Genomic DNA, 17,106 nt, shown 5'->3' with positions numbered 1-17,106 from the left:
GTGGTAGACGTTCGGGAATGAGATCTCGACGTGTGCTGACCGTGGCCCTGCTGTCCCTGGTGGCCGCGGCCCCGTTCGCCACGGCGGTACCGTCCCGCCCGGCCGCCGACGAGGTCCGGCCGCTCGGGCAGGTCGTGCCCGCGCCGTCCTCGGTCGAGCCGGACGGGACGGCGTTCACCCTCGGGGACGCCGCCGGGATCCACGTCCCCGGCGGCTCCGCGCAGGCCGGGGCGATCGCCGGCCAACTGGCCGCGCTTCTGCGCCCGTCGACCGGGTACGCCCTGCCCGTGACGGCGGACCGGGCCGAGGAAGGCATCGTGCTCGCGCTCGACACCGCCGCCCGCACCGGGGCGGAGGGCTACACCCTGCGGTCCACCGCCCGCTCCGTCGTCATCCGCGCGGCCACGGCCGCCGGGCTCTTCCACGGGGTGCAGACGCTGCGGCAGTTGCTGCCCGCCGACGTCGAGCGCCGGTACGTCGTCCGGCGGCCGTGGACCGTCCCGGGCGGCACGATCTCCGACGCCCCGCGCTACGGCTACCGCGGCGCGATGCTGGACGTGGCGCGCCACTTCTTCACCGTGGACGAGGTCGAGCGCTACATCGACCAGCTCGCCCTCTACAAGATCAACCGGCTGCACCTGCACCTGACCGACGACCAGGGCTGGCGCATCGCCGTCGACGGCCTGCCCCGGCTGACCGCCCACGGGGGCAGCACCGAGGTCGGCGGCGGCCCGGGCGGGTTCTACAGCAAGGCCGACTACCGCGAGATCGTGGCGTACGCGGCGAGCCGCTACATGACCGTCGTGCCCGAGATCGACATGCCGGGCCACACCAACGCCGCCCTCGCCTCCTACGCCGGGCTCAACTGCGACGGCGTGGCCCGCGAGCTCTACACGGGCACCAAGGTCGGCTTCAGCTCGCTCTGCGTGTCCAGGCCCGCCACCACCGCCTTCGTGGAGACCGTCCTGCGCGAGGTGGCCGCCCTCACCCCCGGCCCGTACCTGCACATCGGCGGCGACGAGGCGCGGGCCACGCCCCACGCCGACTACGTCGCCCTCATGGACCGCGCGCAGGCGGTGGTCCGCGGGCTCGGCAAGACGCCCGTCGGCTGGCACCAGCTGACCGGCGCCCACCCCGTCCCGGGCGCCGTCGCCCAGTACTGGGGGACCGGCGCCAAGGACCAGGCCGACGTCGCGGCCGCCGCCCGCGCGGGCACCCGGCTGATCCTGTCGCCGGCAAACCGCGCCTACCTCGACATGAAGTACGACGAGGACACCCCGCTCGGTACCTCCTGGGCGGGCCGGACCGACGTCCGGCGCGCCTACGACTGGGACCCCGCGGACCTCGTCGCGGGCGCCCCGGCCGACGCCGTCCTCGGTGTCGAGGCCCCGCTGTGGTCCGAGACGGTCACCAGCAGCGCCGACGTCGAGTACCTGGCCTTCCCCCGCCTGCCCGCCGTCGCCGAACGCGGCTGGACCCCCGCGGCGCGCACCGGCTGGGCCTCCTTCCGGGAGCGCCTGGCGGCCCAGGGCCCGCGGTGGACGGCGATGGGGATGAACCACCACCGGGCTCCCGGCATCGACTGGCCGGCCGCCGGCACCGGCCCCGGCGACGTCGTCGGACTGTCCTGACGAAAGGCCGGGCCCGGTGAGAGGGAACTCTCACCGGGCCCACCGCGCCGTGCCGGGGAAGGGGAGCGGGTCACTCCTCCACGAGCAGTCCCCGTCGCAGCCGCCCGAGGGTGCGGCTGAGCAGCCGCGAGACGTGCATCTGGGAGATGCCCAGCTCCTCACCGATCTCGGACTGTGTCATGTTGCCCACGAAGCGCAACGAGAGGATCTGCCGGTCGCGTACCGGGAGCTCGGCGATCAGCGGCTTGAGGGACTCCACGTACTCGATCCCCTCCAGACCGTGGTCCTCGTAGCCGATGCGGTCGGCGAGCGCCCCCTCGGAGTCGTCCTCCTCGGGCTGGGCGTCCAGCGAACTCGCGGTGTACGCGTTGCTGGCGCTCATGCCCTCGACGACCTCGGACTCGGTGATCTGCAGCCTGTCGGCCAGCTCGGCGACGGTCGGCGCGCGGTCCAGCTGCTGCGCGAGCTCGTCACCGGCCTTGGCCAGGTCCAGCCGCAGCTCCTGGAGCCGGCGCGGGACCCGCACGGACCAGGAGGTGTCACGGAAGAAGCGCTTGATCTCGCCGATGATCGTCGGCATGGCGAACGTGGGGAACTCGACCCCGCGGCTCAGCTCGAAGCGGTCGATGGCCTTGATCAGCCCGATCGTGCCCACCTGGATGATGTCCTCGACGGGTTCGCTGCGGGAGCGGAACCGGGAGGCGGCGAACTTCACCAGGGCGAGGTTGAGCTCGACCAGCGTGTTGCGTACGTAGCTGTACTCGGGGGTGCCCTCCTCCAGCGTCTCGAGCCGCTGGAAGAGCGTTTTGGACAGGGCCCGAGCGTCGACCGGACCCACCTCGTCGAAGGGCGGGATCTCCGGGAGGTCCTCCAGGCCCTCCGGTGTTCCGTGTTCCTCGTGGACGCTGGCCTCGGTGGTCGCCGACGCGTCGCGCGCGTCGAGCCGGGATGCCATGCTCTCCTCCTCGGTGCGGCGGCAGGGCAAGCGGAGCGTGAAATTCAGCCCACACTCAACGCCTACCCCGTTCGGCGCGGATATTGCAACCCGGCGGTCATCGATCTCCGGGCCGCCGCCGGAGCGACTACCGCCCTGATCAGGAAGCGCGTAGGGTGCGAGATGCGGATCGCCGAGTCGTCCGGGAGGAGTGTGCATGGACCGCGAGATGGTCGACACGGCCGGGCGGGACCGGCTGCACGTTTCCGTGCAGCGGTACGGAACGAAGGCGGTCGTGGCACCTGCCGGTGAGCTGGACCACCACACCGCCGACCTGCTGCGCGAGCCGCTCGACACGCTGATCGAGGACGGCTTCGGCACCCTCGTGGTGGACTGCACGCATCTGGAGTTCTGCGACTCCACCGGACTCAACGTCCTGCTCGGCACCCGGCTGAAGGCCGAGGCCGCGGGCGGGGCGGTCCATCTGGCCGGGATGAAGCCGGCCGTGGCCAAGGTCTTCGCGATCACCGGGGCCGAGGCCGTGTTCACCGTCCACGACACCCTGGACGACGCCCTCAAGGAGTGACCCTCCGCAGCGGCTCCCCACGGGGGCCGTTGTGGCACGCCCTGTTTCGTCCGCATCCGGAGGTGTTCACCGGAGCGGCCCGGGCAGGAGAGACCTCGGGATCACTTCGGACACTGGCGGACATCGGTGAGTGGAGGCGCTGATGAGCACCACCCGGCCCCCTACGGCCGACGACCGCGACCCGGATCCGGGCGATGCGGCACTGCCGCCGCGCGGTCAGGGCGCCCAGGACGCTGAGACACGGCGGCTTTCCCTTGCCGACGTGGCCGGCGTGGTGCCCAGCGCCCGCGACTTCACCCGCCAGGCCCTCTACGACTGGGGCTGGCTGCCGGCCGAGACCGCGGACCGCCGCGCGGCGGCCGAGGACGTCCTGCTGGTGGTGTCCGAGCTGGTCACCAACGCCTGCCTGCACGCGGGCGGTCCCGAGGAGCTGCGGCTGTTGCGGCACTCCAAGGCGCTGCGCCTGGAGGTCGCCGACGGCGGCTCCGGCAGTCCCGCCCCGCGGACCCCGCACCGGGCCGGACGGCCGGGCGGGCACGGGATGTTCATAGTGCAGCGGCTCTGCCTGGACTGGGGGGTCGTACGCCACGCCGACGGCCGGCCGGGCAAGACGGTCTGGGCCGAGGTCGCCGCCCCGGCCTGAGCCGGATCTCTTCCCCTCTTTCCCTCACGGGCGTACTGTCGCGCCACATTTGATGGAGCGTCAGTAACTTCTGGGGGAAGGGAGACATCCGGTGTCGCTCTCCAAGCGCAAGGCGGCCGCGGTGTCGACCGTCGGCGCCGTCATGGCGGCGGCGGCCGTCCTCGGCAGCGCCCCGGCCGCGTACGCGAAGGTCGTGGACGTCAGGTACGACTGCAAGACCCCGATCGGCGACAAGAGCGCTGTCTCGCCCATCGACATCACCGCCACCAAGTCGGGGTCGGGCTACAGGATCGTGATGTCGTTCCGCAAGGGCGTCTCCTCCAGTCCCGTCGACCTGGGGAAGGGCGCCATGAATCCGAGTGCCCTCATCACTCTCGGCGGGGCCGACAGCGGGTCGCTCAAGGTGTCGGGTCCCGCGAACGCCGCGACCGTGCCCGCCAACACCCCGATCAAGATCAACGACTTGTCGGGCACCTACGTCCCGCGCGGCAGCGGCAAGGTCACCTTCACCGCGGGGGTGCTCACCATCAAGGCTCTCGGTACGACGACGACCTGCACCCCGGGGAACGGCCCGGGGCCCTCGCTGACCCTCGACGTCACCGCGGCGGCCGGGTCCAAGGGCGGCTCCGTCTCAGGCGGTTCGGGCGGGTCCGGCGGCGAGTCCCTGCCGCAGACCGGGCCCGAGGACGGCGCCGTCGCCCTGGGCACCCTCGGTGGCACCGTCCTGCTCCTGGGCGCCGCCGGCGTGCTCTGGCTGACCCGCCGTCCAGGGCACCGAATCTGACGCTCCGTCAAATTCGGTCAGGCTTTCGCATTGACTTCTCTTGATCGCCGGACGTCAATGACCGTCGGCGGTACAGAAAGGGACTCTGTACCAGAAAAGTGATCAAGAGGTGCAAAATGATCGCGTTTCCTCGCAATGGCGCCTTATGGAGACGGAGGTCCGCCGCCGTGCTCGGGGCGTTCGCCCTCGCGCTGGGCGGCGGGACCCTCCTTGCCGGGCCCGTCGCCGCGGCGACCTCCACCTTCCAGGTGCACTGCATTCCGCCGGGCATCTCCGGCATCCCGCCGTTCGACGGGCCGACCGTCGCCGACGTCTCGGTGAGCGACACGACCCCTCAGGTCGGCGACACGGTCACCGTCACCTACGTGCTCGACGGCCCCATGGCCAACACCAGCAGCTTCAACCTCCCCATCCCCGAGGACCAGATCACCCCGACCGTCAAGGTGCGGCTCGGTGGCGCGCAGACGCAGGAGCTCACCCTCGTCGGCCCCAAGGAGAACCCGGTCATCCCGGCCGGTGCCGACTTCCCGGACTTCACCATCACCGGCACCTTCACGGTCACCGCACCCGGCCAGATCACCCTCACCCCGGGCGACTACAACGTCCACTCCGACTACGGCATCTCGGCCGACACCCCCTGCACCGTGCTCAACCCGCCCGCCCCCGTCGCCGAGACCATCACCGTGGCCGCGCCCAACGGCCGGCACATCGCGCTCGGTTCCTCCTCCGGCCCGATCGGGGCGCAGGTCACGGTCACGGGCGCCGGCTTCACCGCGGGCGCCGCCGTGACCGTCGCGGGCGTCCAGGGCGCCACCGCCACCGGTGAGTTCACCTCCGCCACGGCCGACGGCTCCGGTGCCTTCAGCGCGACGCTGGCCGTCAGCGACCTCGACACCACCGGCATCGTCGCGTTCGAGGGCGGCGGGTACGACCCGGCGACGGCCGCCGGGCCGGTGGCCTACACCGTCATCGACACCACCCCGCCGCCACCGGGCAGTCAGAAGCTCACCACCTCGGTGAAGGCGGGCACCCTGTCGATGACCCAGGCCGGGGACACCGTCGAGATGACCCCCGTCGACTTCGGCGAGGGCGGCCCCTCCACGGGCGCACTGCAGACCGTGACCGTCAAGGACTTCCGCGGCGGGAGCACGGGCTGGTCGCTCACCGGCAAGGTCACCGACTTCAAGGGGCCCGGCGGCGCGCTCATCGGCGCCGACCGGCTCAGCTGGCAGCCGGCGTGCGTCACGGCGTCCGGCAGTCCCAGCACCTGCGCCGCGGGGTCCGCCGGCGCCGTGGGCAGCGCGGGCGCGACGCTGGCCCAGGCGTCCGACGGGACCCTGACCGGCGGCGAGTTCACCGTGGACGCGGGGCTGTCGCTGGACGTGCCCGCGTTCTCCGCCACGGGAAGCTACTCCGGAGTCTTGACCCTCACGCTTACCTGACGCACAGTCAGATAGCTCGGGTGGGCCGGCCGCCGCGACCGGCCCACCACCGGACCGCGAGGGAGCGCCGCCATGACCAGAGCCAGGGCCGGAGCCAGGGCGTCCGGCGTGCTCCCGACCGTCCTCCCCGTCCTCTTCGTTCTCTTCGTCCTCCTCGGTCTGCTCGGCCTCGGCGCGGCATCCGCTCCCGCCGCACTCGCCGCGGACAACGGCCGCTGGTCGGTCTTCCCGGCCCCGGCCGCCGGGGCGAAGGACCGCAGCCCCACCGCCCAGGAACGGCCCTTCTTCACCCTGGAGGCCGACCCCGGCACCACGCTCAGGGACAAGGTCTCCGTCTCCAACCTCTCGGGCGAGCCGATGACCTTCCGGCTCTACGGCGCCGACGCCTACAACACCCCCCGCGACGGCGGCTTCGCCGTGCGCGGCGCCGACGAGGAGAACACCGACCTCGGCTCCTGGGTACGGCTGGCCCGGAGCAGCATCACCGTCCCCGCCCGCACCCGCGCCGACATCCCCTTCACCGTCACCGTCCCCGCCGACGCCTCGCCCGGCGACCACCCCGGTGCGATCGTCGCCCTCGACACCCGCGTCGGCGCCGCCCCGGGCGACGTACGGGTGGGCGTGCGCAGGGCCGTCGGGGCCCGCGTCCACCTGCGCGTCGCGGGACCAGGCCTCGCCGCCCTGTCCGTGGAGCACGTCACCGTCGGCCACGGCGGACCGCTGTTCCCCGGCACCGGCGACAGCCACGCCACCATCCGCTACACCCTCGTGAACCGGGGCAACGTCACCCTCACCCCGCGGCTCGCCGTCACCGCGCGGGGCCTGTTCGGCCGCACGCTGCTGGACCGCCCGGCACGCACCCTGCCCCTGGAACTGCTGCCCGGCCAGCGGGTCGAGCTCACCGAGCCCTGGGCGGACGCCCCGCAGTTCGACCGGGTCGGCGTGCGGCTGCGCGTCACCGCGGTACGCGCCGACGTCGACGAGACCGCCGGCGCCTCGTTCCTCGCGGTGCCCTGGGCGGCCGTGGGCCTCGCCCTGGCCCTCCTCGGGGGCATGCTCAGCCTGCTGGTGCGGATCCGCGCGCGGCGCCGGACGGCGCAGGCGGACCCGGCGGCGGGGGAGGAGCCGTACGAGGCCGGCGGCACCGACCTCGCGGCCCGCGCGGGCGGCGGACCCGACGACCCCGGCGCCACCGGCGCGACCCTCGGCGGCAGGACGGCGTGAGGCCCATGCGACGGCGCACCCACCGGATCCCCGCGGCAGCCCTCTGCCTCCTCGCGCTGCTCCTCCTGAGCACCCCCGCCCCCGCCGCGGCGGCTCCCGGACCGGCCGTGACCGTCAGCCCCGGGCAGGCCGGCGCCGGCGGCGACATCACCGTACGGGGCACCGGCTGGCGTCCGGACACCCTGCTCACGCTGCTGATCTGCGGCCAGAACGCGATCGGCGGCACCAACTCCTGTGCCAACGCGTACGGCCGGGCCGTTACCACCGACGCCCACGGCGCCTTCCGCCGCGCGATGCCGGTCGCGGAGCCGCCCGAGCCCTGCCCGTGCGTCGTCCACGTCGCCACCGTCACCGGTGAGCGCACGGTGGTGGACGCGCCCTTCGTCGTCGCCGGTCACCCGACCGCCCCGCTGCCCGAGCGCACCGGCGGCGGCCGGCTCGCCGTGCTCAGCGCCCGGCTCGACGGCCCGAACGGCCTGCTCACCTGGTTCGGCGCCCCGCCCGGCCGGCGCCTGGTGCTCACCGTCGGCAACCTCGGCACGGGCCCGGCCAAGGACCCCGTCTTCCGGGTCGGCACCTCCCACGGGCTCTTCGGGCCCCAGTGGGAGGAGCGCACCTGGAGCGGCACCGTCCAGCCGGGCAGGAAGGCCCGGGTCGAGCTGCCCGTCGAGCTGGCGGCCGGCGCCCACGGCGACTACACCGTGACCCTGGAGCACAGGGGCAAGGTGCTGGTCACCGAGCCCTGGGACGTCCCGCGCCCCTGGGGCGTGACCCTCTTCTGGCTCCTGCTCTGCGTCGTCGTGCCCGCCGCGCTCTTCCGGCTCTGCATGGCCGTCGTCAACCGGGTCCGCCCGCGTGCCCCGGGACCTGCGGGACCGCCCCCCGGCCCACCGGCCGGCCCGGCGCCCGCCCTGCCGTGGTTCAGCCACGACCACCAGCCGCAGCACCGCACCGCTGAGGGCAGCACTCCATGGGGGGACGGCACCGCCCACCGCCACGAAAGGAACCACACGTGACCCACCGACGATCCCGGGCCGCCACCGCCGTCGGCCTCGCCCTGATGCTCAGCGGTGCGGGCGTCCTCGCCGCGGCACTCCCGGCCGCGGCCGCCGACGTCGCGTACGCCACCGAGTGCACCCCGCCCGCGGCGTCCGGCCTGCCCAAGGTCAACGGGACCACCAAGGCCGACATCAGCGCGCCCGCCACGGCCGCGGTGGGCGACGAGGTCGAGGTGGTCTGGAAGTTCACCCAGGCCGCCTCCAAGAACCCGGACCTCATCGACCTCCCGGCGAACAGCGTCAAGCCGTCCGGTGAGATCACCGTCGCCGGCGCCCAGAGCGGCGGCCTGGCCGTCGAGGGACCGCGCGAGAACCCGGCGATCCCCAAGAACAGCGAGATGAAGCTCTCCGACATGAAGGGCACGCTGAAGCTCACCGCACCCGGCGACGTGACGCTCACCCCCGGCGGCTACGCCATCAACGCCTTCTCCACGGACACCACGTGCGTGCCCACCGGCACCGTCCCGGTCGCCGCGACGATCAAGGTGACCGCGGACGGCGGCGGCACCGGCACCCCGACGACCACCCCGACCACGACCCCCACCACCACGCCGAGCACCACCCCCACGACGACGCCGAGCACCACGCCCAGCGGCACCGCCACCGGCGGAACCTCCCACACCGGCAAGGAGGTCGACGTCTCCTACGCCTGCAAGACCCCGATCGGCGACAAGAGCGCGGTCTCGCCCGTGCGGATCGACGCCGAGGAGAAGGGCGGCGCCTACGACCTCACCGTCCACTTCGGCGAGTCCGTGATGGACAGCCCCGCCGACATACCCGCCGACTCCGTCAAACCCTCCATGAAGGTCGAGGTCGGCGGCGTGGACCAGGGCGAGGTCGCCGTCGAGGGTCCCACCAACAAGGACCCCATCAAGGCGGGCGACCCCATCGAGATCCCCGACCTCACCGGCAGGTACACACCCGCCCACGACGGGCAGGCCACCCTCACCCCGGGCGTGCTGACCGTCGAGGCCCTCGGCACCACCACGACCTGCACCCCCACGGAGGACCCCGGAGTCTCCCTGACCCTGGACGTCACCGGGCAGGAGGGCGGCATCACCGGCGGTTCCGGCGGGTCGTCCGGCACGTCGGGCGGCACGACCGGCACCTCCGGCGGCCTCGCCGACACCGGTTCCTCCGACCGGGCCGCCCTGAACGCCCTCGCCCTCGTCGCGGGGACCGTGCTCCTCCTCGGCGGCGCGGTCTTCACCTTCACCCCGTGGAGCCGCCTGCGGCGCTGACCCTGGCGCGCACCGGCTACCGCGCGGTGGGGCCGTCCAGCTCCTCGATCGAGGCGTTGGACGGCCCGCGCTCGCCCCGCAGACCCTCCGCCACCGATTCGGCGTCGCGCAGCACCCGGACCGCGTTGCGCCACGCCAGCTTCGCGAGGTCGTCCTCGGACCAACCGCGGCGCAGGAGTTCGGCGAACAGCCTCGGGTAGCCCGAGACGTCGCCGAGGCCCTCGGGGAGGTGGACGACGCCGTCGTAGTCGCCGCCGAGGCCGAGGTGGTCGACACCGGCGACCTCGCGCATGTGGTCGAGGTGGTCGGCGACGGTGCCGATGTCCGCGACGGGCCGGGGGTGGCCGGCCGCGTAGGCCTCCTGGACGGCCTGGGCCTCGGCGGACTGGTCGAGCGGGTGCAGGCCGTGGGCCTTCATGTTCTCGTTCGCGCCGACGATCCACTCGGCGGCCGCCGGCAGGATGAACTGCGGCACGAAGGTGGCCATCGCGACACCGCCGTTGCGGGGCAGTTGCTCCAGGACGTCGTCCGGGACGTTGCGGACGTGGTCGCAGACGGCGCGCGAGGACGAGTGCGAGAAGAGCACCGGGGCCTCGCTGACCCGCAGCGCCGCCCGCATGGTGCCGGGGGAGACGTGGGAGAGGTCGACGAGCATGCCCAGGCGGTTCATCTCGCGGACGACCTCCTCGCCGAAGGCGGTCAGGCCGCCGTGCCGCGCCTCGTCCGTGGCCGAGTCGGCCCAGTCGATGGTGTCGTTGTGGGTGAGCGTCATGTAGCGCACGCCCAGCGTGTACAGCATCCGCAGCACACCCAGGGAGTTGGCGATGCTGTGCCCGCCCTCGGCGCCCATCAGGGAGGCGATGCGGCCCTCGGCGCGGGCGGCCTCCATCTCGTCCGCCGTCACCGCGAGGCGCAGGGCGTCCGGGTGACGGTCGACCAGGCGCAGCACGCAGTCGATCTGCTCCAGCACGGCGACGACCGCGTCGCCCCCGGTGAGGTCGCTGCGGACGTACACCGACCAGAACTGCGCCCCGACGCCGCCCGCCCGCAGCCGGGGGATGTCGGTGTGCAGGTGGGCGGACTGGTCAGCGGCGATGTCCCGCCGGTCGAGGTCGTAGCGGACCTGCTCGCGCAACCGCCACGGGAGGTCGTTGTGGCCGTCCACCACGGGGTGGGCGGTGAGCAGCTCCTGTGCGCGTGCGAGCAGGTCCATGGACTACTTCTTCCCTCCGAAACCGAAGCCGGCCGACCCCTCCACCTTGGCACGCAGGCGCTTGCCCTTCTCGGTGGCCTGCTGGTTCAGCTCGTCCTGGAAGTGCCGCATGCGCTCCAGCAGTTCGGCGTCGTGCGCGGCGAGCATGCGCACCGCCAGCAGGCCCGCGTTGCGCGCGCCGGCCACCGAGACCGTGGCGACCGGGACACCGGCGGGCATCTGCACGATGGACAGCAGCGAGTCCATGCCGTCCAGGTACTTCAGCGGTACGGGCACGCCGATCACCGGCAGCGGCGTCACCGACGCCAGCATCCCGGGCAGGTGCGCCGCGCCGCCGGCGCCCGCGATGATCGCCTTGAGGCCGCGCTCGGCGGCCTGCTCGCCGTACGCGACCATCTCGCGCGGCATGCGGTGCGCGGAGACGACGTCGACCTCGTACGGCACCTCGAACTCGTCCAGCGCCTGGGCGGCGGCCTCCATGACCGGCCAGTCGGAGTCGGAGCCCATCACGATGCCGACCAGCGGCCCAGCGGGATTGCTCACTCTTGGATCGTCCCTCGCAGGTAGTCGGCGGCGTGCCGGGCGCGTTCGCGCACCTCGGCCAGGTCGTCGCCGTAGGTGTTGACATGGCCCACCTTGCGGCCGGGCTTCACGTCCTTGCCGTACATGTGGATCTTCAACTGCGGGTCCCGGGCCATGCAGTGCAGGTACGCCGCGTACATGTCGGGGTAGTCGCCGCCGAGCACGTTGGCCATCACCGTCCACGGCTGGCGCGGGCGCGGATCGCCCAGCGGCAGGTCCAGCACCGCGCGCAGGTGGTTGGCGAACTGCGAGGTTATGGCGCCGTCCTGGGTCCAGTGGCCGCTGTTGTGCGGACGCATGGCCAGCTCGTTGACGAGGATCCGGCCGTCCCGGGTCTCGAAGAGCTCCACCGCGAGGTGACCCACCACGCCCAGTTCCTTGGCGATGGTCAGCGCGAGCTGCTGGGCCTGCGCCGACCGGGCCTCCGGCAGCTCGGGCGCCGGCGCGATCACCGTGTCGCACACGCCGTCGACCTGGATGGACTCCACCACCGGGTAGGCGACCGCCTGCCCGTGCGGGGAGCGCACGACGTTGGCCGCCAGCTCCCGTACGAAGTCGACCTTCTCCTCGGCCAGCACCGGCACGCCCGCCCGGAACGGCTCGGCGGCACCGGCTTCGTCGCAGACGACCCACACGCCCTTGCCGTCGTAGCCGCCGCGCACCGTCTTGAGCACGACGGGGTAGCCGTCGCCCTCCTCGGCGAAGCGCGTCACGTCCGCGGGGTCGGAGACGATGCGGTGCCGCGGGCAGGGCACGCCGATCGAGTCGAGCTTCGCCCGCATCACGCCCTTGTCCTGGGCGTGCACCAGCGCGTCGGGCCCGGGGCGGACGGCGATGCCGTCGGCCTCCAGCGCCCGCAGGTGCTCGGTGGGGACGTGCTCGTGGTCGAAGGTGATCACGTCGCAGCCGGCGGCGAACGCGCGCAACGTGTCGAGGTCGCGGTAGTCGCCCACCACGACTTCCCCGGCGACCAGGGCCGCGGAGTCCACGGGCGTGTCGCTGAGGAGCTTGAACCTGATGCCGAGGGGGATGCCCGCCTCGTGGGTCATACGGGCGAGCTGGCCGCCGCCGATCATGCCGACTACCGGGAATGTCACAGTCACCAGGATATCGGGGCACGAATGTCCCACCGACCGCCGTAGCATGAAGGTCACTGACCAGACACAGACGGGGCCGAACGATCACATGGACGGTGCGACCGGGTCCAGCACCCGCGCAGGACTGCGGAACCGGCTGACCGCGATGACCCGCGAGATCGCCAAGTTCGGGGCGGTCGGCGGGGCGGGAGTCCTGGTCAACATCGGGGTCTTCAACTTCGTCCGGCACGTCACCGACCTCCAGGTCGTGCGGGCCAGCATCATCGCGACCGTCGTCGCGATCGTCTTCAACTACGTGGGCTTCCGCTACTTCACCTACCGTGACCGCGACAAGTCGGGCCGTACCCGCGAGCTGACCCTCTTCCTGGCGTTCAGCGCGGTGGGCCTGGTGATCGAGAACGGGGTGCTCTACACGGCGACCTACGCCTTCGGCTGGGACAGCCCGCTGCAGAGCAATGTCTTCAAGTTCATCGGCATCGGCGTGGCGACCCTGTTCCGCTTCTGGTCCTACCGCTCCTGGGTGTTCAAGGCGCTGCCCGTCCGCGAGACGGTGCAGCAAGCAGAATCGTTCCTGGTCACGACGGGCACCGAGACCCCCGGCGCCCGGACCGGAACCCCCGGCGCCCGGTCCTCCGCGCGCTGAAGACCGGCTAGCGCTTCTCCGCGCCCCTCCCGCGGGTGGCCCGGTCCTCCCCTGCCAGGAAGAGCGCGAAGACCGGAGGACGCTGCTGCAGCAGCTCCAGCCGGCCCCCGTCGGCCTCGGCCAGGTCGCGCGCGACCGCGAGGCCGATGCCGGTGGAGTTGCGGCCGCTGACCGTGCGCTCGAAGACCCTGGCCCCCAGCTCCGGCGGCACGCCCTGCCCCTCGTCCGTGACCTCGACCACGACCTGCGTCCCGGTGACCCGGGTGGAGATCGCGACCGTGCCGGAGCCGTGCATCAGCCCGTTCTCGATCAGCGTCGCCAGCACCTGGGCCACCGCCCCGGGGGTGCCGACCGCGCGTAGCCGCTTCTTGCCCGCGGAGGTGATGGCCCGGCCCGCGCTGCGGTATGCCGGGCGCCACTCCTCGACCTGCTGCTTGATCACGTCGTCGATGTCGAACACCACCGCCGAGCCGGTCCGCGGGTCCCGCGCGTTGGTGAGCAGCCGCTGCACGACGTCCGTGAGCCGTTCCACCTGACCGAGTGCGATCGTCGCCTCCTCCTTGACGGCGTCCTCGTCCTCGGCCGTGGCGATGATCTCCTCCAGCCGCATCGACAGCGCCGTCAGCGGCGTCCGCAGCTGGTGGGAGGCGTCGGCCGCCAGGCGCCGCTCGGCGGTCAGCATCCGGGCGATCCGCTCGGCGCTGCGGTCCAGCACGTCGGCGACCCGGTCCAGCTCCGGCACCCCGTAGCGCCGGTGGCGCGGTCTCGGGTCGCCCGAGCCCAGGCGCTCCGCGGTCTCCGCCAGGTCGGTCAGCGGGCTGCCGAGCCGGCGCGCCTGGCGCACCGCGAGCACGACGGCGGCCAGCACCGCCAGCAGCGCCACCGCGAGGATGATCAGCAGGGTGCGGCCGATCTCCTGGCTGACCTTGCTGCGGGACTCCTCGACGGTGACGATCTCGCCCTGCTCGCCGGTCTGCCGGGAGGAGATCACCTGGCCCGTGGGCCTGGTGCCGATGGTGATCGGGTCCGCCCCCGGGATCTGCACCAGCGCGTACCGCCCGGGGGCGATCTGCTGGGCCAGCACCTCGCGGCTGATCCGCTCCTCGCCGATCATCCTGCTCTCGACGATGCCGACCAGCCGCACCGCCTCCGAGTCCACGCTCTCCTTGGCGCTGTTCTCGATCGTCCGGGCCTCCACCAGGACGAGGGAGACACCGAAGACGGCGATGACGACGAGCACCACGGCGAGCGTGGACTGGATGAGACGGCGGCGCATGAGTGAAGCGTCTCAGACCGCGAGGGCCCCGGGCGTGCTAGTTCTTCTCGAACCGGAAGCCGACACCGCGCACCGTGGAGATGTAGCGGGGGGCCGCCGCGTCGTCGCCGAGCTTCTTGCGCAGCCACGAGATGTGCATGTCCAGGGTCTTGGTGGAGGACCACCATGTGGTGTCCCAGACCTCGCGCATCAGCTGCTCCCGGGTGACCACCCGGCCGGCGTCGCGCACCAGCACCCGCAGGAGGTCGAACTCCTTCGCGGTGAGCTGCAGTTCTTCGTCGCCCATCCACGCGCGGTGCGACTCGACGTCGATCCGCACGCCCTGGGTGGAGGGATGCTGGGCCTCGGCGGTGCCACGCCGCAGCAGCGCCCGCACCCGGGCCAGCAGCTCGGCCAGCCGGAAGGGCTTGGTCACGTAGTCGTCGGCGCCGGCGTCCAGGCCGACCACCGTGTCCACTTCGTCGGCGCGGGCGGTGAGCACCAGCACCGGGAAGCCATGGCCTTCGGTGCGCAGCCTCCTGCACACCTCCAGCCCGTCCATTCCGGGCAGCCCCAGGTCGAGCACCAGAAGATCGAAGGAGCCGAGCAGGGCGGCTTCGAGCGCCGCGGGTCCGTCCTCGCGCACCTCGACCTCGTACCCTTCGCGGCGCAGCGCGCGTGCGAGCGGTTCCGAGATGGATGCGTCGTCCTCGGCGAGCAGTACGCGGGTCATGGGCTGATGGTAGTCCGCCCGGAGAAACCGCACGCCGGGCGGGCCGTCACTGTTGTGAGGTACATCTCAAGTCATCCCATATAGCACATCTCGCGCTGTCATAAGGTAACGAAAGGCCCGAAACACCCCATGGGACCTCTGGCGCGCCCACGCGTCGAAGGACCCTTCTGTGACGGGGCCGGTCCCCACCAGTATTTCAGTCAACGACCTGTAGGCCGGGGCCGCGCCTGTGAAGGCGTCGGCCGTGGATCCCGGTGCGCCTTCGCGCGCCCCGGTGCCGGTCACCCCCCACCCGGGCGCGCACCGCTCTCGCAGCGCGTCCCGAGAAGCAAGGAAAGTCCATGGCGTCCAGCCTGACTGAGGGCCTTGCCGCGCCGAACCCCGGATTCAGCGGCAGGAACTTCCTCGGCCACCCCCGCGGCCTGGCCACTCTCTTCCTCACCGAGACGTGGGAGCGTTTCAGCTACTACGGCATGAGGGCGCTGCTCGTCCTCTACCTGACGGCCTCGGTCGCGGACGGCGGCCTCGGCATGAAGGCCGCCACCGCCGGTGCGATCTACAGCGTCTACACCGCCACGGTGTACCTGCTGGCGATGCCGGGCGGCTGGTTCGCCGACCGCCTGTGGGGCCCGCGCCGTACGGTCGCCATCGGCGGCGCGATCATCATGATCGGCCACTTCCTGCTGGCTGTGCCGGTGAAGGCCTCCTTCTTCGTCGGCCTGGTCTTCATCGCCGTGGGCTCCGGCCTGCTGAAGTCGAACATCTCGACGATGGTCGGCCAGCTCTACCCGGACCGCAACGACCCGCGCCGCGACGGCGGCTTCACGATCTTCTACATCGGCATCAACCTCGGCGCCTTCCTCGCCCCGCTGGTCATCGGCACCGTCGGCCAGCAGGTCAACTGGCACCTGGGCTTCGCCCTCGCGGGTGTCGGCATGGCGCTCGGCCTCGCCCAGTTCCTCATCGGCACCAGGAACCTCGCGCCGGTCTCCAGCGTGGTCCCCACGCCGCTGGACGCCGCCGAGCGCGCCGGCCTGATGAAGAAGGCCCTGCTGTGGCTGGTCGCCGCCGTCGTCTTCTACGGCGTGGTCACCTTCACGGGTCACTTCACGATCAACTGGGTGCTGTGGCCGCTCTCCCTGCTGGGCCTGGCGCTGCCGACGTACTACTTCGCGCGCATCCGTCGTGACCAGGAGCTCACCTCGGACGAGAAGACCAAGGTCACCGGCTACATCTGGTTCTTCATCGTGGCCGCCGTGTTCTGGATGATCTACGACCAGTCCGGTTCGACCCTGACGGTCTTCGCCTCCGAGCACACCTCGTCCACGCTGTGGGGCTTCGACTTCCCCGAGAGCTGGTTCCAGTCGCTGAACCCGCTGTTCGTGATGGCCCTGGCCCCGGTCTTTGCCGCGCTGTGGATGCGGCTGCGCCGGAAGAACCCGAGCACGACCGTGAAGTTCGCCCTCGGCCTCATCGGCATCGGCGCCTCCTTCGTCGTGATGATGCTGGCGCAGGCCGCCGCCTCGGGCGACGCCAAGGTCACCCCGCTGTGGCTGGCCGTGGTCTACCTGATCCAGACCACCGCCGAGCTGTGCCTGTCCCCGGTGGGCCTGTCGGTCACCACCAAGCTGGCCCCGGCCAAGTACGCCAGCCAGATGATGGGCCTGTGGTTCCTCGCCGTGACGGCGGGCGACTGCGTGGCGGCCATCCTCCAGCTGGTCATCGGCGACGGCTTCCTGTCGGAGACCTCCTTCGCGGTCCAGGGCTTCGTGGCGCTTGCCGCGGGCGCGGCCTTCATCGCGTACCGCAAGCGTGTCATCCGGCTCATGGGGGACGTCCACTGACGTCTGCGCCCCGCGCAAAGACGCGCCGAGGGCCCGGAGCGGCACGCTCCGGGCCCTCGGCGCGTCTTTGCGCGGGGCGCACGCGTGAGTGGACCTGCCCCAAGAACCAGATGATACCCCTGCGGTAGGCTGTGACGGCCACGCACGCGGCAAGCGCCACGAAGCCCCAGACCGCGAAGGAGGTCTACGACAGTAA

The 17,106-nt window shown here is 72.3% G+C and carries 16 protein-coding genes; 10 read left to right on the top strand and 6 right to left on the bottom strand.

All coding sequences use genetic code 11. The features are described 5' to 3' along the window. Positions 1 to 17 precede the first annotated feature (17 nt). Positions 18 to 1,631, top strand: coding sequence for a beta-N-acetylhexosaminidase (locus PV350_RS06425; RefSeq protein WP_499512194.1), 1,614 nt, complete (start codon positions 18 to 20; stop codon positions 1,629 to 1,631). Positions 1,632 to 1,701: 70 nt separating this feature from the next. Here the strand turns inward: PV350_RS06425 and PV350_RS06420 are convergent, their stop codons facing one another. Continuing rightward, entirely contained in the window at positions 1,702 to 2,586 is an 885-nt protein-coding gene (locus PV350_RS06420; RefSeq protein ID WP_499512193.1) for an RNA polymerase sigma factor SigF, read from the bottom strand. Between the two features lie 196 nt (positions 2,587 to 2,782). Between PV350_RS06420 and PV350_RS06415 the strand changes: the two genes are divergently transcribed. The 7 genes from PV350_RS06415 (at position 2,783) to PV350_RS06385 (ending at position 9,543) form a co-directional block, all read left to right on the top strand. Continuing rightward, positions 2,783 to 3,151 carry an STAS domain-containing protein gene (locus PV350_RS06415; protein ID WP_499512192.1) on the top strand — a complete coding sequence of 123 codons (369 nt, stop codon included), beginning with the start codon at positions 2,783 to 2,785 and terminating at the stop codon, positions 3,149 to 3,151. 142 nt (positions 3,152 to 3,293) lie between these two features. Then, positions 3,294 to 3,794, top strand: coding sequence for an ATP-binding protein (locus PV350_RS06410; protein WP_499512191.1), 501 nt, complete (start codon positions 3,294 to 3,296; stop codon positions 3,792 to 3,794). A gap of 142 nt (positions 3,795 to 3,936) precedes the next feature. Continuing rightward, on the top strand, positions 3,937 to 4,578 hold the full coding sequence (locus PV350_RS06405; protein WP_500333118.1) for an LPXTG cell wall anchor domain-containing protein: 642 nt from the start codon (positions 3,937 to 3,939) through the stop codon (positions 4,576 to 4,578). Positions 4,579 to 4,694: 116 nt separating this feature from the next. After that, on the top strand, positions 4,695 to 6,020 hold the full coding sequence (locus PV350_RS06400) for a beta-xylosidase (RefSeq protein WP_500333098.1): 1,326 nt from the start codon (positions 4,695 to 4,697) through the stop codon (positions 6,018 to 6,020). A 72-nt stretch (positions 6,021 to 6,092) separates the two neighbouring features. Beyond that, complete coding sequence (locus PV350_RS06395; RefSeq protein WP_500333097.1) at positions 6,093 to 7,244, top strand: DUF916 domain-containing protein; 1,152 nt, start codon at positions 6,093 to 6,095, stop codon at positions 7,242 to 7,244. A gap of 5 nt (positions 7,245 to 7,249) precedes the next feature. Further along, entirely contained in the window at positions 7,250 to 8,260 is a 1,011-nt protein-coding gene (locus tag PV350_RS06390; protein ID WP_500333096.1) for a hypothetical protein, read from the top strand. A 44-nt stretch (positions 8,261 to 8,304) separates the two neighbouring features. Continuing rightward, positions 8,305 to 9,543, top strand: coding sequence for a hypothetical protein (locus PV350_RS06385; protein WP_500333117.1), 1,239 nt, complete (start codon positions 8,305 to 8,307; stop codon positions 9,541 to 9,543). Positions 9,544 to 9,559: 16 nt separating this feature from the next. Here PV350_RS06385 and PV350_RS06380 read toward each other — a convergent pair whose 3' ends face one another. Genes PV350_RS06380 through PV350_RS06370 form a run of 3 tightly spaced genes read right to left on the bottom strand, consistent with a single transcriptional unit; the run spans position 9,560 to position 12,435 of the window. Next, the gene (locus PV350_RS06380; RefSeq protein ID WP_499512187.1) at positions 9,560 to 10,756 is read right to left on the bottom strand and encodes a dipeptidase; all 1,197 of its coding nucleotides are present in this window, start codon (positions 10,754 to 10,756) and stop codon (positions 9,560 to 9,562) included. Between the two features lie 3 nt (positions 10,757 to 10,759). Next, a complete protein-coding gene (purE, locus tag PV350_RS06375) occupies positions 10,760 to 11,263 on the bottom strand; it encodes a 5-(carboxyamino)imidazole ribonucleotide mutase (RefSeq protein WP_361797940.1) in 504 nt (167 codons plus the stop codon). Between the two features lie 32 nt (positions 11,264 to 11,295). Further along, entirely contained in the window at positions 11,296 to 12,435 is a 1,140-nt protein-coding gene (locus PV350_RS06370; RefSeq protein WP_500333095.1) for a 5-(carboxyamino)imidazole ribonucleotide synthase, read from the bottom strand. An 88-nt stretch (positions 12,436 to 12,523) separates the two neighbouring features. Here PV350_RS06370 and PV350_RS06365 point away from each other — a divergent pair, with 88 nt between their 5' ends. Beyond that, positions 12,524 to 13,078 (top strand): GtrA family protein, encoded by a 555-nt coding sequence (locus PV350_RS06365; protein ID WP_500333094.1) that lies wholly within the window; start codon positions 12,524 to 12,526, stop codon positions 13,076 to 13,078. A gap of 7 nt (positions 13,079 to 13,085) precedes the next feature. On the opposite strand, the gene PV350_RS06360 is transcribed toward PV350_RS06365, so the two are convergent. Both PV350_RS06360 and PV350_RS06355 read right to left on the bottom strand, forming a co-directional pair. Continuing rightward, positions 13,086 to 14,354, bottom strand: a complete 1,269-nt coding sequence (locus PV350_RS06360) for a sensor histidine kinase (RefSeq protein ID WP_499512184.1) — start codon at positions 14,352 to 14,354, stop codon at positions 13,086 to 13,088. 37 nt (positions 14,355 to 14,391) lie between these two features. Beyond that, positions 14,392 to 15,066 carry a response regulator transcription factor gene (locus PV350_RS06355; RefSeq protein WP_018559726.1) on the bottom strand — a complete coding sequence of 225 codons (675 nt, stop codon included), beginning with the start codon at positions 15,064 to 15,066 and terminating at the stop codon, positions 14,392 to 14,394. Positions 15,067 to 15,407: 341 nt separating this feature from the next. Here PV350_RS06355 and PV350_RS06350 point away from each other — a divergent pair, with 341 nt between their 5' ends. Continuing rightward, the gene (locus tag PV350_RS06350) at positions 15,408 to 16,910 is read left to right on the top strand and encodes a peptide MFS transporter (RefSeq protein WP_500333093.1); all 1,503 of its coding nucleotides are present in this window, start codon (positions 15,408 to 15,410) and stop codon (positions 16,908 to 16,910) included. Positions 16,911 to 17,106 lie beyond the last annotated feature (196 nt).

The sequence above is a fragment of the Streptomyces sp. PA03-6a genome (assembly GCF_033792765.1).
Taxonomy (GTDB): domain Bacteria; phylum Actinomycetota; class Actinomycetes; order Streptomycetales; family Streptomycetaceae; genus Actinacidiphila.
Note: the sequence above shows the minus strand (reverse complement) of the source record. Positions and strands in the feature narration are given on the sequence as shown.